We start from the raw sequence: 14,709 nt of genomic DNA, 5'->3' as shown, positions 1-14,709 counted from the left end.
TGATATATTTGAAAAGTCGATAAATCTTTAATTTTCAATTAATTAGGTGTTTATTTTTGAATTGCGTCAAGTTATTTAGATATTTGTCTAAATACCTAAATGAATGAATTCAATATTTAAAGCCCTTAATGACGAAACCAGACGCGAAATAATAGAGCTGCTGAAAGATCAGAATTTGAATGCCGGACAAATTGCTGAACGATTTAATATGAGCAAGCCAAGTATTTCGCATCATCTTGATATTCTCAAAAGGGCAGACTTAATCACGAGTGAGAAAAAAGGACAGTTTATTGAATACTCACTCAATACCACAATACTGGAAGATTTAATGAACTGGATTATGACTTTAAAAAAATAAACTATGAAGCTTAAAAAAGAACTACCACTCATTGCGATTGTGCTATTGCCGATTGTATATCTAGCGTATGTCTGGAATGATTTACCTAATAAAGTGCCAGTGCACTGGAATTTGCAAGGGGAAGTGAACCGATATGGTGATAAAACAGAACTGGTTCTCGTTATATTATTATTGCCTGTTCTGACGTATTTTTTACTATTACTTGTCCCTAAAATCGATCCTAAAAATAAGCTCCAGAAAATGGGAGGAAAGTATGATAGTATTCGATTTTTGCTGACCACCTTTGTATCCATCCTTGCACTATTTATTATTTATTCCGCAAATAGTGGATCTGTCACGAACCCGAACTACCTCCTGCTAGGGGTTGGCTTGCTTTACTTCATACTAGGGAATTACTTTAAAACAATAAAAGCCAATTACTTTATAGGAATTAGAACTCCATGGACTCTGGAGAACGAAGAGGTATGGAAAGCTACTCATAAACTGGCGGGCAAGATGTGGTTCATTGGAGGTATAATGGTGGTTTTGTCGTGCCTTATCTTCGAGAAGCAAATTAACTTTATTGTTTTTATGTCCATCACGCTTATCATAAGTCTTGTACCGGTAATCTATTCTTTTTTAAAATTCCGGAAGCTTAAAAATCAACTATCATGAAAACGAGAGGGTTATATATACTAGTAATTTTTGTTCTAAGCTTTCAAGTGAATGCTCAGGCCATTAGGGAACAAGAACCAAAAGCACCCTATAGCTATGAAGTAGAAGAAGTAGTGTTTCAAAATACGATTGACGGAATCTCACTGGCGGGTACTTTGACTTATCCTAAAAAGGGAGCTGATTTTCCAGCTGTAATTCTGATCAGTGGGAGCGGCCCACAAGACAGAAATTCTGAACTGATGAACCACAAGCCTTTTTTGGTCATTGCGGATCACCTCACTAGAAATGGTATAGCTGTTCTTCGAGTTGATGACAGAGGTACTGCTAAATCTGAGGGCAACTATAATGAAAGCGGAATTAGTAATTTTGTAGAGGATACTAAAAGTGCTTTAGACTATCTTAAAGCCCATAAAAAGATCAATAGGAAACAAATTGGATTGTTGGGTCATAGTTTAGGAGGAAATATAGCACCAATTGTGGCTACTGAAAGAGAAAAAGAAGTCGCTTTTATAGTATTGCTAGCGGGTTCTGGTATCAGGGGAGATGAATTGATGCTCCTGCAGAAAGCCTCCATTGAACGAAAAATGGGAGTGCCGGAAGAAGTAGTGGCACAAGCCCAATTAAATATGGAAGGAGTCTATACCATCATATTAAATTCTGACAGGAATAAGGAGCAATTGCAGCAAAAGTTAACTGAATACTTTACCACCCAATTTGGTGGGATGATTCCTGAACAACAAGTAAAAACCATAGCAGAACAAATGTCGAGACCATGGTTTGTAGATTTTATCAAATTTGATCCCGCTCCAGTGCTTCAAAAAGTAGACTGTCCTGTGTTAGCGATAAATGGTGAGAATGATCTGCAAGTGCCGGCTAAAGAAAATCTGGAAGCAATTGAGAAAGCACTTTCTGAAGGTGGAAATAGAGATGTTCAAGTGAAGGAGTTAGAAAGTCTCAATCACTTATTTCAGGAAAGCGAAACAGGTTTGCCAAATGAGTATGCGTCAATAGAACAAACTTTTTCGCCAATAGCACTAAACATTATTACCGAATGGATAGGTGAAAGAACCAAATGATATTTACCTGAAAATCAGCTCCGTTCGACCATAGCGTGCGTTGCGAAGCTAAACGCGCGCTAAGTTTAACCCTTCAACCACTCTAAAACCTCCTGAAAATGATCATCTTTAGCATCTCTATGCGTAAGCAAATTGATATGATCATAATCGTGTTTATAGCCTTGCTTTTTGCCTATTACTTTGAATTTAGATTTTTCTTAAGCACCTTATTTCTTAATAAATGTCTCTATAAAAACGAATTAAATTAATATTTCGTAACTTTATCATATGGAAAACTCACATATCAATAGAATCACAATCAACCCTGAGATATGTCATGGTAAACCAACTATTAGAGGGAAGCGATATACAGTAGATCTAATCCTTGATCTCTTATCTGCAGGATCAACGCATGCTGAAATATTAGAAGATTATCCTAATTTGGAAGAAGAAGATATTTTGGCATGTTTGGAGTATGCAAGGAAAATAACGAAGTATTCGAGCTACACTAAAATTTCTGTATGAAGTTAATTGTGGATGCACAACTTCCAGTAAAGCTATGCGAAATTCTTAACCAAATTGGTTTGGAGTCTATCCATGTTGATGAACTTCCTAAAGGAGATGAAACACCTGATTTAGAAATTACTGAGTTTGCTGATCGTGAAAACCTTATTGTGGTAACCAAAGATTTTGACTTTTACCACTCAAATATGACTTTAGGGAAACCAAAGAAGCTATTCTTAATCACAACTGGAAATCTGAAGAATAAACAATTATTTGACTTGTTTAGAAATAACTCCTTAATTATAAAGAATGCGTTGGAGAGAAGTAGCTTTATTGAGTTAAGTAATGATGGTATCACCGAGCATAAATAAGAAAAGACTACCATAGCGCGTGTTGCAAAGCTAAACGCGTGCTAAGTTTAACCCTTCAGCCACTCTAAAACCTCCTGAAAATGATCATCTTTAGCATCTCTATGCGTAAGCAAATTGATATGATCATAATCGTGTTTATAGCCTTGCTTTTTGCCTATTACTTTGAAAGTGAAGTTATCTTGATCACCAATTTCTTTTAGTAAACGCCTGCAGTCCACAGGATGACCGATTTGCTTATCGTTGGCACCTGTGATGGAAAGAATAGGCGGTAGCGTTTTGCTTTGCAGTGCAGCGGCATAATCAAAGCCGTCTCTAAGGTCTTTCCAGTCTCTCGAGCGCACCCATTTGTTCACTTCCAGAAAAATAGTCTTTGGCTTCATCAGCACTGCCTATTTTGTACTGTCTGGCGGGTAAATAACCTTTCGTTTTAGCAAGGAATGTGCAGTAGCCAAACCATAATAAATCTACAATCAACCACTTTTTAAAATTCTGCACACGTATATCTCTTTTGCTTCCAAAAAAGACCATAGATTTTAAAGTGGGCGCTTCATTTTTAGCCAAATAAGCCATCAAATGCACACCACCCCAACTGTGGGAGATCCAATGATCGGGTTCTTTTCCAGTAATATTCTTTATTTTTTCAATGAAATCAGGAATGTCTTCTTCAAATGCAGATTCCATTCCGAAATTATTATCTCGACTTGGATGTGGGGTGCTTTTTCCTCTTCCTCTTAAGTCGGCTACAAAAACATCAAAACCATTTTCAGCTAAGAAAGGCGCAAAGCCTTTACCTGATTTGGAATAGAATATCTTGCCGTCTTCTATGCTGCCATGAACTAGAAATACGGAAGGAGCATTCTCCGTTGTGTAAAATCGTTTGAGGTGAAGTTTGTAGTTTTCCTTTTCAATAAATAGACTTTCTGATTGCATGCCTGAAATTATATAAAAACTAGTAGGCATGCATAATAAATCACATTTTTTTTAACCACAAAGTTACACGGAGACTTTCACAGAGAACGCAGAGGAAAGCTAAAGCTTTTTATTTACCGCAAAAGAGGCAAAAGAAAACAATAGGTCAGCCAAAGGCTGATTTTTAACCGCAAAGACGCCAAGGCGCAAAGTTTTCGCAAAGAAAAATTAAGAATTGTAAATATTTTCTCCGTGAAACTTTGTGAATTCTTCTGGACCTTTGTGGTTAAATCAAAAGCCTTAGGCTTTCCAATTCTCTTTGCGTCTTGGCGCCTTTGCGGTTATTTAAGCCTTAGGCTTTCTTTTTATCCTTTTTCCCTTTGTGGTAAGAAATAGGAGGGAAGACCCAGTTGCTTATTTGGTGCATAGGATAACAATCCATCAATTTCGTGTTGACTTCCAGCTCTAAGCCCGCATAATTTTCTTTGTATTTACCTCTGAAATAAGTCGTTAATCCATCATCAGTGCCTTTGTAGGGGTAATTGAATTTTACCCTCCAGCTATCCATTTTTTCTTCTATACTTGCTTTCCAGGCTTCAGCAAATTCTTGCTCTAGCTTATTGGCAGGATCAAAAAGAATTCCGATTTCCGTTTTTCTGGTTTCGCCATTTAAAACAGGCGTAAAACTATGAAAAGAGAGGTGAATCACTTGATGATTATGATGTAGATGTTGCTCTATCTTTCTTTCTATTGAATTTCGATAGGGTAAATAGTATTCTTCCACCAGATTTTTAAGCATATCATGAGGCATGATTTTAGAAAATTCGGAGAATAAATCTTCATGCTGCAAAGTTCGATTACATTCAATCAATAATCGGCTTACAGAATTGGAAATCAATTTACTATCTGCTCTTCGGCTAATGTATTTTGCTATTTCCAAAGCACCTTTATCCCAGCCTCTATGGCTTTGTAATACAGCTTTTTGTCCAGCGAAATAGGATTGATAAAGCTCGGGGATTTCATAGCCCCCATGCTCACAACTGAAGATGAACTTTGTCATTACTTTTATTTGAGAATATTATCATGTTGTCATCAATGCTAATAAATTAAGCCTTGAAGCCATATTGTTCACTGTAATCCTAAAAAATAACCAAGGTTATTTTCCTTTGTGTTCTATTGTATCTTTTGTGGTTAACAAATAATGGTGGTAATCTTTATCAACTTTAGCAAATTCCAACCACGACCTGTCCCGCATTTATCGGGGAGAGAGACAAAAGAAAACAAAAGTTTTTTCGCTTTAGCGAAAAAGTCGTTAAGGAAATTTCCTTAACTTAAGAACATTGAGGGCGTCATCTCTGTCCCGATTTATCTGGATCAATTTTCCGGTATAAAGCTATTCTTACCTTAGCTCATAAAGCTTATTATCTTTCAAACAATCCACCAATACCGCATATTCTTTTTTGATGTTTTCATCCGACCACACCTTATTCTTTAGGTTTGCTAAGATCCGTTGTGAAAGGTTGCCATTATCAAGAATATATTGAATGATGTCTTTTTTATCTTCCGATAGATAAACATGCTTGAAAATATGTCTCCATACATCTTCTATGTTCACTTTTCCCGTTTTATCCAAATCGAAAATTTGTAGATAGTCTTCATTGGAGATCATGCTTTTTCCACCTTTTTCTAAAGCCAATCTATAAATATCATAGAGCTCATATTCATCAATTGGGTTATGTTCTTTAATGCGTGGAATGATAAATTTTAAAGCCTGCACTACAAATTCAGCTATAGCAAGATCTGCCGCTGGGCATTCCTGCAAATCAATTATTCTGATTTCTATGGCATTTCTGTCAAATCGGGCAATCGCACCTCTTGAATTCAGCCATTCATGCTGTAAACTTTTATCCTTATCATAAGGAGCTATATCCTGAAATATTCTTTTGAAAATTACTTTTTCATATTCCGCCTTATTCGCCACTGATTCGGGAATTACCTTTCCTGTAATAGAAGGTATTTTCTGTTGGTTTTTTTCATAGAAAGCCAATCTGTTATCCAAAATCTCTGATTTCTGTCCCTCAAAAATAGGAGAGGAGGCCGTTAAGGCTGGAATTAAAGGCATGATGTGCCTTATCGCTTCATGCAGCAAATAAAATTCTTCATCATTGGCAAAAGGCAAGTTGATGTGCATACTCTGCAAATTTCCCCAGCCATGTCCTTTGCAATCAAATATTTGATTGTATCTACTGTAAATTTCATTTCGCTCGTGTGGCCACAATTTTACATCCGTAATTGGATTAAATAATGGATGCATGGCAGTTGGCATTAACTGAGCATCCAAAGGCTCCAAAATCTCATTGATTTCCAATATATTTTGATGAAAATCATGCGCTAATCCTTCTACTCCAGGCATAGGATTAGTGGTTTTCAATTCCAAAACGTGTAAAACTAGTTCATTGGACCAGCTGATACTTCCATTTTCAAGTTCATCTGTGATTTGCCCAATTTTTTTTAAAATCAATTGATCAGAAATAGGAGCAGGCATTAATGTTTTCCGATTCACAATCATATATTCCAACTCTATTCCGATGCATTCAAATAGCGAATAGATTTTGGTTGGGTTTATTGCTTCCATATTAAATTAGTACCACTTGTTTAGATTTTTGGATGCGGCTTAAAAACACATCCATCATTTTACTATATAATTTATCCTTCAGCACAGCATCTTCCACGCCTGTATCTATATTAGGATTGTCATTGATTTCAATTACAAAAAACTTATTGCCTTTCTGTTTGATATCCACTCCGTAAAGACTTTCTCCAATTAGTTTGGAAAGTTTTTCGGCTGTCTTAATTAAAGCAGGTGGCGCTAATTCCACAGGCATAGTCTCTACCTTTCCGTATTGCCCGTTTTTATTCCAGTTAACAATTTGCCAATGTTGCTTACTCATATAGTATTTGCAAGCATATATTGCCTCACCATTGAAGACGCCTACTCTCCAGTCAAAATCCGTTTGCAAAAACTGTTGCCCAACAATTAGATCAGATTTCTCCAACAAATCAGCTACCTTCTTTTTGTATTCGACCATATTTTCAGCTTTGCTCACGCCTTGGCTGAAAGCGCTATCGGGTTGTTTCAAAATGATAGGGAAGCCTAAAACATCAGGTGCAATATTGATGTTTTCTTTATGGATAATCATAGTTTCAGGTGCATCAATTTGGTGCATTTTCAACAGCTCAGCCAAATAGACTTTATTGCTACATTTTATAATGCTTTCAGGATCATCAACCACCACTAATCCTTCCGCTTTTGCACGTTGGGCAAAGCGGAAAGTATGATGGTTTACGGCTGTTGTTTCTCTAATGAACAAAGCATCATAGGAAGAAAGGGTACTGTAATCATCTTTGGTAATTAAGTTAGCCTGAATCCCTTTTTGATTAGCTGCTTTGATGAATTTTTGCAAAGTCTTTTCTGAACTGGGTGCTGTTTTCTCCAAGGGATCCCATAAAATGCCCATTGAATAAGCAGCAGTTGTTCGTTCAGGTACGCTGAATTTTTTGGCTTCAAAGTATTTCTTGGTTGCGTCTTGCACAAAATCTTGATGGTCTTCAGGTATATCACCAGATGCAATGGGTGAAATATTCTGAATGGCCCATTTACCATCTCTTAATGTGAAATGGGCGCGAATAAAGGGTGACTGAAATAGGTTAAATAATTGTACGCTTAATGCATCATATTTCTTGGAAAGATTTTTCCCAAAATAGATACTTAAAATAAATTTTTCTGATTTTATATCTTTAAGTGACTTTTGGATTAAAGAATCTAATTCTGTTGACAATATTTTCACAACAGAGAGGGTCTTCATTTCCTGAATGGTATTAATACTCGGAACGGCTTTATGCTTTCTGGCAGCAGCCAATAAGGATACATAATAACCTGTGTTTTGATATTTGTAATCTCTGCAAAGGTTAAAAACCCTAGCATTTTTTAAGTTAGAATAAACAGGATTGGTCAGGTACTGCTTACCCGTGACAACTTCTACATCTTGGATGTCAAAATCCCAATCTTTTAGGCTAGTGACGGTTATAATAATCTTCATTTATTTATAATTAATAAATTTGCATCATAGGTGATTACTCCTAAAAGTATGGCGCAAATAAGGTGATCAATATCTACTGAGTATAATTGTGAATCAAAAGGATTTCCGTGTAATGGATCAGCTACTTGAACACTGCTATTTTCATAATTAATGCCACTCAACACTACAAAATGACCGGATGGCTGACCTTTAATGTCATCATAAAGTACCGGTCCTTCTCCAAATTCCCTTTTCTCATTGTAGAGATAGGTTGCACTCAATCCAGTTAATATTGGGATGTCTTGAATCAAATAAGACTGTAATAAATTTTTGTTTAAGGTCTTATAAGTAATTTTCCCACCCTTTTCCAAAAATTGAATATAAGCTAAGGAGGCTTGCTTAAATTTGGGAGTCTTTTTAAACCTTAGCTGTTCTTTTAACTTTTCTATTAAGTTAATATTGTCATCTTGAAACCAACTAGGATCAAATACTTTCAAATTGAATGTTATAATCTCTGCTTGAAAGCCCTTTTTTAAGGCATCAATTCCTAACATTACCGCTAGTGTTCCGCCACCATCCAAATATTCAATGGATTTTATGACTTCTTCAAGGCTTATTTCCTCATTAAAAAAGTTATAGACAGCATGTAAACTTGTAGGTCCACAAGTGCTGTCATTGGGTTGTCTGGAAATGTCCAGTTGGAGTGCTTTATTTTTCAAATTAGTAGTTCAAAACTGATTCGATAACGCTGGTTATTCAGATTAGTTTCTTTTAAGTAATTTATTTTTAAGATAAAATAAAATAAATATTAAGTTGTTGATAGTCAGGGGGTATTAACCATTATTTTCTGATGAAAATGTAGGTCATATAAGCTAGGAAAGTAGCTAGAAATAGTATGGCTTCCCATCTATCAAGCTTTTTGCTTTTTAAGGTGAACATGAATATGAAAAGGAGAATAGAACCACCTATCAATACATAGAAATCAAAATTCATTTCAGTATTAAAAACCAAAGGATTAACAACTGAATTTATGCCTAAAATAAAGGTTAAATTAAAAATGTTAGAACCTATTACATTTCCAATTGCTATATCCGCTCTGTTACGGTAAGCCGCTACAGCACTAGTAGCTAATTCTGGTAAAGAAGTTCCGGCAGCCAAAATAGTTAACCCAATTAGTTTCTCACTCAAATTAAAGCTTCTAGCGATATCTACGGCATTGTCAACTACTAATTTCCCGCCTAAAACCAATCCTGTTATACCTCCTAAAATCATTAATAAAGTAATCCAATTGTTGTGAACAGGAATTTCATCTGGCACATCAATTATGTGATTATTATTTTTAACGTTGTAGAAAACGTAATAAATGAAAGATACAAATAGTAATAATAGAATAAAGCCATCCACAAGTCCGGATGTGTTTTCTTCACTTCCAAAGAAAAAAGAATCATTCACTAATATGAATAATACTATGACTATTCCCATGCTGAATGGAATTTCTTTCCAGACGGTTTCTGATTGAACAACTAATGGACGAATAGTGCCTGCAATACCTAATATTAAAAATAAATTGAAAATATTACTGCCTATCAAATTCCCAAAAACTGCATCATCTAAACCCTGGGCACCAGAAACTAAATTAACCACCAATTCTGGTGCAGAAGTCCCCATGGCTACTATTGTTAAGCCGATTGCAATTTCTGATACATTAAATCTTTTGGCAAAAGAAGAAGCCCCGCTTACCATGAAATCAGCCCCTTTAATTAATAATATAAATCCTAATATTATTAATGCCGTATCCAGTAATAGTTCCAAATTGAATAAAATATATGTTTGCTCATCAAGTTAGCATAAGTATTTATATTGGGAACAAGAATTATAAAATTTTATTAAAATAGTTTAATTATTCTTATTTAATTATATTGAGATTAATTGAAACAAAAAGTATAACATTATGGGAAAAGGAGATAAAAAATCGAAAAAGGGTAAAATCTGGAAAGGGAGTTATGGAAATACAAGGCCAAGACCAAATGCCTCTTCTGATAATTCAGCAACTACAACTGCAAAACCAAAAGCAGAAAAAAAGGCTGAACCTGATAAAAAGGCAAGTACTGCTAAGAAGACTTCTACAGCTAAAAAAACAACTGCAAAGAAAAAAACAGAAAAAGCTGATAAATAATTTTGCTTATTTGAATTTGCCGTTTACATTTGTGCAAATGCAAAACAGAAATACAAATATCAACTGGTGGTGGACTTCTAATAGTTAGAAGACAGCATTGGTATATAAAATATTCAAAACCTCGCTGTCAAGTGAGGTTTTTTTTTGACTTAGAATTAATGAAAATGATCAATAAATTAAATAACGCATGGTGGTGGCACAAGAAAACATCTAAAACCGGATGAAGGGATATGCCATGCTTAATTGCGAACAAAAAGGCTTACCGATCATTCGGTAAGCCTTTTTTTATGAGTTGTTTTCTGACTAAACCTGTCAGGTTTAATGGGGAACATTAGGAATCAAAAAGTGAAAAATTAGCATTAAATCTGTTTAGGAGAAACCTGACAGGTTCTGAAATAAAATTAATTGAATTAAAAGATGACCAAAATCAAAAAGCAACACATTACACTTCCGGCAGATTCATTCACTCCGGTAGCGCTTTACCTCAGATTGAGGGATCAATTTCCTCATACATTCTTAATGGAAAGCTCTGACTATCATACTAGAAGAAATAGTTTTTCATACATAGGAGTGCAGTCCATAGCTGAAGTAAAAGCTACAGAGGATTCTTTTTATACCGAGATTGAAGGAGTTAGCAATACTGAAAAACTGGATAGTAAATTAGATTTGCCCTCAAAACTGCAATCCTTCATTAATCAATTTGAGGCAGATGATTTATTTCCTCAAGAGGATTTTGAAGAAAGTGGTTTTTTCGGAGCAACAGGTTTCGATGGCGTTCAGTATTTTGAAGACATCCATTTTGAAAAAGTGCAGGAAGATATTCCATTCCTCCGCTATCATTTCTACAGATTCGTTTTAGTTTTTGATCATTTTAAAGATGAGTTGCATGTTTTTGAACACCAGCTAGGGAAAACATATGATTTTGATCGTGATGATTTGGTTCAAGTGATTTTAAATCGTTCGGTTCCTCAATTTCAGTTCAAGAAAGTTGGAGAGGAAGAAACCAATATGACGGATGAAGAATTCTTAGAAATCATCAATAAAGGAATAGAGCATGCCCAAATAGGAGATGTTTTTCAAATGGTGCTCTCTCGAGCTTTTTCACAGCAATTTAAAGGAGATGAATTTACAGTATATCGTGCTTTACGATCATTAAATCCATCTCCTTATTTATTTTATTTCGATTATGGCGATTATAAGTTATTCGGTTCCTCACCCGAAGCTCAGGTTGGAGTGAAAGGTAATAAAGCCTATGTGAACCCAATAGCAGGAACTTACAGAAGAAGTGGAGATGATCAGGCAGATGCTAAATTGGCAGAAGAATTACTGAATGACGAAAAAGAAAATGCTGAGCATACCATGTTGGTAGATTTAGGTCGAAATGATTTATCAAAACATGGAAAGAATGTAAAAGTGGAGGTTTACAAAGAAATTCAATTCTATTCTCATGTGATTCACTTAGTGAGTAAGGTTACAGCAGATGTGCCGGAAAAATCAGCCGTAAAATTATTGGCAGACACTTTTCCTGCAGGAACGTTGAGCGGAGCACCAAAATACAAAGCCTTGGAATTAATCAATAAATATGAACCTACTGGGAGAGGCTTATACGGTGGGGCAGTTGGCTTAATTGGCTTGAACGGAAACTTAAATCATGCCATTGTGATCCGCTCATTTGTCAGCAAAGGCAATAAGTTAAACTACCGAGCCGGTGCTGGGATTGTGGCTTTATCTAACCCTGATAGTGAATTACAAGAAGTGCATAACAAACTTTTTGCCTTGCGAAAAGCCATGGAAAAAGCAGAACATTTATTTGATCAACACCAAAACTAAGCAAGGGAAATGAAGATATTATTACTCGATAATTACGATTCCTTCACTTACAATTTGGTGGAGGTCATCAGACAGCAAAATCTTGATGTGGAAATTGATGTCATCAGAAATGATAAGATTACAGTAGAGGAAGTGGCTCAATATGACAAAATTTTGCTTTCCCCAGGCCCGAGTGTTCCCGAAAATGCAGGGATCATGTTGGATTTAATTAAAAGATATGCTTCTGAAAAGCCAATCTTGGGTATTTGCCTAGGACATCAAGCGATAGGGCAAGCTTTTGGTGGTAAACTTTTGAACATACAGCCTGTTATGCATGGTATTCAAAGTAAGGCAATTCTAAATGATCATTATTTATTTAAAGGAGTAAATAAAGAAATCAGCATAGGAAGATATCATTCTTGGGTGATAGATGAGGTGGATTTCCCTAAAGATTTGGAGATTTTAGCTCGCTCAGATGATGGCCAAATCATGGCAGTGCAGCATAAAGAATATGATGTCTGTGGCTTGCAGTTTCATCCAGAATCGGTGATGACGCCAGAAGGTGGAAGGATGTTGAGGAATTGGATAGTGGGAGTTGGAAGTTAGAAGTGGGAAGTAGGGAGAAGGATGTTGGATGAAGAATGATTAGGTCAGTACCGAAGGTCAGACCGGAGTTAGCTTTAAATTGGAATAGGTAGTTAGAAGTAGGAAGATCGAAGTATGAAGTTTTTCTCGATTCTAAAAACATATAACCTAATACTTAGAACTTAAGACTAAAAAAGAATGAAAGAACTAATAAATAGATTATCACAATACAATACTTTGACTAAGGAAGAAGCTAAGGCTATTTTCTTACGTATTGGTCAGGGCGAGTTTAATAATTCAGAATTGGCGGCTTTTATGACCCTCTTCATGATTCGTCCAGTGACGGTGGAGGAATTAGCGGGTTTTCGCGATGGATTAATGGAATTACGAGTGCCAATTGATTTATCTACTTATGATGGTATGGATCTATGCGGTACTGGCGGAGATGGGAAAAACACCTTTAATATAAGTACCATGTCTGCATTTGTAGTAGCAGCTTGCGGACAAAATGTGGTGAAGCACGGTAATTATGGAGTTTCCTCCAAATGCGGAAGTTCGAATTTGCTAGAGCACTTTGGCTATGAATTTACTAATGAGCAATCTGAATTAGAAAAGCAATTAGAGGAAAGTGGAATTTGCTTTTTGCATGCACCAAAATTTCATCCTGCTATGCGATTTGTGGGGCCTATTCGTAAAGAGCTTGGAGTTAAAACCTTCTTTAACATGTTGGGTCCTTTAGTAAATCCAGCTTTACCCAAAAAACAAATGGCAGGAGTTTTTAGTCATGAATTAGCACGAATTTATTCTTACTTATTTCAGGAATCAGATACACAATACAGTGTGGTTTATGATTTAGAAGGATATGACGAATGTTCTCTAACAGGAGAAACCAAAGTGTTTTCTTCTAGAGGAGAGCAAATCTTAAAACCAACCGATTTTGGTTTGGAACAAATCAAGGCAGAAGAGATTCATGGGGGTGAAACCATAGAAGAAGCAGCTAAAATCTTCACTGATATTTTAAAAGGAGAAGGAACAAAAGCTCAAAATTCTGTGGTTTATGCCAATAGCGCGTTAGCATTACAAGCAGCAGGAAAATATAATAGCCTGCAAGATGCAACTGAAGCAGCAAAAGAAGCCATTGAGTCGGGAAAAGCCTATGGGGTTTTTAAAAAGTTGTTGGGGTAAAAGTTAGGAGTTAGAAGTGGGAAGATGGAAGTTTAGGTCAGTACCGAAGGTCAGACCGGATATAGGTTTAAAATGAAATAATTAGAAATAAGGTTGAAATATAAAAGTGGGAAGTATGAAGTTAGAAGTTTGATACCTCTACATATTACTTAAAACCTAAAACTTAATACTTAAATAAAAGAAATGAATATACTACAAGAAATAGCAGAATATAAAAAAGCAGAAGTAGCAGAGCGTCAAAAGTTATTCCCAGTTGAATTTTTGAAGCAGAAGCTTTATTATAAATCAAAGCCAGTCAGTTTGAAATCCTATGTGATGGACGAAACGAAAACAGGGATTATAGCGGAGATAAAGAGGAAATCGCCTTCAGAAGGAAAGATTAATTCGCATATTTCAGTAGAGGAAGTTTCTATTGGCTATATGCAAAGTGGGGCTAGTGCATTGTCTGTTTTGACAGATGAACCTTCATTTGGCGGAAGCTTAAAAGACTTAGAAGTAGCCAGAAAATTCAACTATTGCCCAATTCTTCGCAAGGATTTTATGTTAGATCCTTATCAAGTTTATGAAGCCAAAGCACATGGAGCCGATGCAATTTTATTGATTGCAGCTATGATCGATAAATCATTATGTCAGGATCTGGCTTCATTAGCGCATGAATTGGGAATGGAGGTTTTATTGGAAGTTCACAACCAGGAAGAATTAGATTCACATTATGGTAATTATGTTGACTTAGTGGGAATCAATAGTCGTGATTTGAAAAGCTTTAATACAGATTTAGAAGTAGCAAAGAAGCTAGCCAATCAATTACCAGCCGGAGTGCCAAAAATTGCGGAAAGTGGTTTGAAAACACCTGAGGATGTAGTGGCAATGAAAAATGCAGGATTTGATGGCTTTTTAATTGGAACTTCATTTATGAAAAGCAGTGAGCCAGGCAAAGCTTGTCAGCGTTTTTCCCAGCAAGTGAAGAATTTGTTGGCTATTGAAGAAGGAAAACAAAAAGTATAAATTTTAAATCAAAACCTTA

17 protein-coding genes are annotated in these 14,709 nt (G+C 35.8%); 10 read left to right on the top strand and 7 right to left on the bottom strand.

Translation table 11 applies throughout. The features are described 5' to 3' along the window. The first annotated feature begins 103 nt into the window (after positions 1-103). The 5 genes from QYS49_RS16175 to QYS49_RS16155 all read left to right on the top strand — a co-directional run bounded on the left by QYS49_RS16175 (position 104) and on the right by QYS49_RS16155 (position 2,942). Positions 104-358, top strand: a complete 255-nt coding sequence (locus QYS49_RS16175; RefSeq protein WP_308348791.1) for an autorepressor SdpR family transcription factor — start codon at positions 104-106, stop codon at positions 356-358. Positions 359-361: 3 nt separating this feature from the next. Beyond that, positions 362-1,012: an SdpI family protein gene (locus tag QYS49_RS16170; protein ID WP_308348790.1), complete on the top strand. Its 651-nt coding sequence runs from the start codon at positions 362-364 to the stop codon at positions 1,010-1,012. Further along, positions 1,009-2,088 carry an alpha/beta hydrolase family protein gene (locus tag QYS49_RS16165; protein ID WP_308348789.1) on the top strand — a complete coding sequence of 360 codons (1,080 nt, stop codon included), beginning with the start codon at positions 1,009-1,011 and terminating at the stop codon, positions 2,086-2,088. Before QYS49_RS16170 ends, QYS49_RS16165 begins: the two co-directional genes overlap by 4 nt. A 267-nt stretch (positions 2,089-2,355) precedes the next feature. After that, positions 2,356-2,592, top strand: coding sequence for a DUF433 domain-containing protein (locus QYS49_RS16160; RefSeq protein ID WP_308348788.1), 237 nt, complete (start codon positions 2,356-2,358; stop codon positions 2,590-2,592). Continuing rightward, positions 2,589-2,942: a DUF5615 family PIN-like protein gene (locus tag QYS49_RS16155; protein WP_308348787.1), complete on the top strand. Its 354-nt coding sequence runs from the start codon at positions 2,589-2,591 to the stop codon at positions 2,940-2,942. Before QYS49_RS16160 ends, QYS49_RS16155 begins: the two co-directional genes overlap by 4 nt. Positions 2,943-2,989: 47 nt before the next feature. Here the strand turns inward: QYS49_RS16155 and QYS49_RS16150 are convergent, their stop codons facing one another. The 7 genes from QYS49_RS16150 to QYS49_RS16120 all read right to left on the bottom strand — a co-directional run bounded on the left by QYS49_RS16150 (position 2,990) and on the right by QYS49_RS16120 (position 9,742). Then, on the bottom strand, positions 2,990-3,283 hold the full coding sequence (locus QYS49_RS16150; RefSeq protein WP_308348786.1) for a hypothetical protein: 294 nt from the start codon (positions 3,281-3,283) through the stop codon (positions 2,990-2,992). After that, positions 3,255-3,872, bottom strand: a complete 618-nt coding sequence (locus QYS49_RS16145) for an alpha/beta fold hydrolase (RefSeq protein WP_308348785.1) — start codon at positions 3,870-3,872, stop codon at positions 3,255-3,257. The genes QYS49_RS16150 and QYS49_RS16145 overlap by 29 nt, the downstream gene beginning before the upstream one ends. A gap of 331 nt (positions 3,873-4,203) precedes the next feature. Beyond that, a complete protein-coding gene (locus QYS49_RS16140; RefSeq protein WP_308348784.1) occupies positions 4,204-4,911 on the bottom strand; it encodes an N-formylglutamate amidohydrolase in 708 nt (235 codons plus the stop codon). A gap of 339 nt (positions 4,912-5,250) precedes the next feature. Further along, positions 5,251-6,486 carry a carboxylate-amine ligase gene (locus QYS49_RS16135; protein ID WP_308348783.1) on the bottom strand — a complete coding sequence of 412 codons (1,236 nt, stop codon included), beginning with the start codon at positions 6,484-6,486 and terminating at the stop codon, positions 5,251-5,253. 1 nt (position 6,487) lies between these two features. Further along, positions 6,488-7,951, bottom strand: coding sequence for a RimK family ATP-grasp domain-containing protein (locus tag QYS49_RS16130; RefSeq protein ID WP_308348782.1), 1,464 nt, complete (start codon positions 7,949-7,951; stop codon positions 6,488-6,490). Then, the gene (locus QYS49_RS16125; RefSeq protein ID WP_308348781.1) at positions 7,948-8,649 is read right to left on the bottom strand and encodes a C39 family peptidase; all 702 of its coding nucleotides are present in this window, start codon (positions 8,647-8,649) and stop codon (positions 7,948-7,950) included. The genes QYS49_RS16130 and QYS49_RS16125 overlap by 4 nt, the downstream gene beginning before the upstream one ends. Positions 8,650-8,770: 121 nt before the next feature. Continuing rightward, entirely contained in the window at positions 8,771-9,742 is a 972-nt protein-coding gene (locus tag QYS49_RS16120) for a calcium/sodium antiporter (RefSeq protein WP_308348779.1), read from the bottom strand. Positions 9,743-9,881: 139 nt separating this feature from the next. Between QYS49_RS16120 and QYS49_RS16115 the strand changes: the two genes are divergently transcribed. From QYS49_RS16115 to trpC, 5 genes are all read left to right on the top strand, one after another. Next, entirely contained in the window at positions 9,882-10,106 is a 225-nt protein-coding gene (locus QYS49_RS16115) for a 30S ribosomal protein THX (protein ID WP_308348778.1), read from the top strand. 417 nt (positions 10,107-10,523) lie between these two features. Next, positions 10,524-11,936 (top strand): anthranilate synthase component I family protein, encoded by a 1,413-nt coding sequence (locus tag QYS49_RS16110; protein ID WP_308348777.1) that lies wholly within the window; start codon positions 10,524-10,526, stop codon positions 11,934-11,936. Between the two features lie 9 nt (positions 11,937-11,945). After that, positions 11,946-12,521 carry an anthranilate synthase component II gene (locus QYS49_RS16105; protein ID WP_308348775.1) on the top strand — a complete coding sequence of 192 codons (576 nt, stop codon included), beginning with the start codon at positions 11,946-11,948 and terminating at the stop codon, positions 12,519-12,521. Between the two features lie 177 nt (positions 12,522-12,698). Then, the gene (gene trpD / locus QYS49_RS16100; protein ID WP_308348773.1) at positions 12,699-13,685 is read left to right on the top strand and encodes an anthranilate phosphoribosyltransferase; all 987 of its coding nucleotides are present in this window, start codon (positions 12,699-12,701) and stop codon (positions 13,683-13,685) included. Positions 13,686-13,868: 183 nt separating this feature from the next. Further along, on the top strand, positions 13,869-14,690 hold the full coding sequence (gene trpC / locus QYS49_RS16095) for an indole-3-glycerol phosphate synthase TrpC (protein WP_308348771.1): 822 nt from the start codon (positions 13,869-13,871) through the stop codon (positions 14,688-14,690). Positions 14,691-14,709 lie beyond the last annotated feature (19 nt).

The organism is Marivirga salinae, from assembly GCF_030503855.1.
Classification (GTDB): domain Bacteria; phylum Bacteroidota; class Bacteroidia; order Cytophagales; family Cyclobacteriaceae; genus Marivirga; species Marivirga salinarum.
The sequence above is the reverse complement of the archived record's forward strand: the minus strand, read 5'-3'. Positions and strand labels throughout refer to the sequence as shown.

Coding starts and splice junctions, on each gene's coding strand:
- QYS49_RS16175 (WP_308348791.1), top strand. CDS start 104: ATGAATTCAATATTTAAAGCCCTTAATGACGAAACCAGACGCGAAATA.
- QYS49_RS16170 (WP_308348790.1), top strand. CDS start 362: ATGAAGCTTAAAAAAGAACTACCACTCATTGCGATTGTGCTATTGCCG.
- QYS49_RS16165 (WP_308348789.1), top strand. CDS start 1,009: ATGAAAACGAGAGGGTTATATATACTAGTAATTTTTGTTCTAAGCTTT.
- QYS49_RS16160 (WP_308348788.1), top strand. CDS start 2,356: ATGGAAAACTCACATATCAATAGAATCACAATCAACCCTGAGATATGT.
- QYS49_RS16155 (WP_308348787.1), top strand. CDS start 2,589: ATGAAGTTAATTGTGGATGCACAACTTCCAGTAAAGCTATGCGAAATT.
- QYS49_RS16145 (WP_308348785.1), bottom strand. CDS start 3,872: ATGCAATCAGAAAGTCTATTTATTGAAAAGGAAAACTACAAACTTCAC.
- QYS49_RS16140 (WP_308348784.1), bottom strand. CDS start 4,911: ATGACAAAGTTCATCTTCAGTTGTGAGCATGGGGGCTATGAAATCCCC.
- QYS49_RS16135 (WP_308348783.1), bottom strand. CDS start 6,486: ATGGAAGCAATAAACCCAACCAAAATCTATTCGCTATTTGAATGCATC.
- QYS49_RS16130 (WP_308348782.1), bottom strand. CDS start 7,951: ATGAAGATTATTATAACCGTCACTAGCCTAAAAGATTGGGATTTTGAC.
- QYS49_RS16115 (WP_308348778.1), top strand. CDS start 9,882: ATGGGAAAAGGAGATAAAAAATCGAAAAAGGGTAAAATCTGGAAAGGG.
- QYS49_RS16110 (WP_308348777.1), top strand. CDS start 10,524: ATGACCAAAATCAAAAAGCAACACATTACACTTCCGGCAGATTCATTC.
- QYS49_RS16105 (WP_308348775.1), top strand. CDS start 11,946: ATGAAGATATTATTACTCGATAATTACGATTCCTTCACTTACAATTTG.
- trpD (WP_308348773.1), top strand. CDS start 12,699: ATGAAAGAACTAATAAATAGATTATCACAATACAATACTTTGACTAAG.
- trpC (WP_308348771.1), top strand. CDS start 13,869: ATGAATATACTACAAGAAATAGCAGAATATAAAAAAGCAGAAGTAGCA.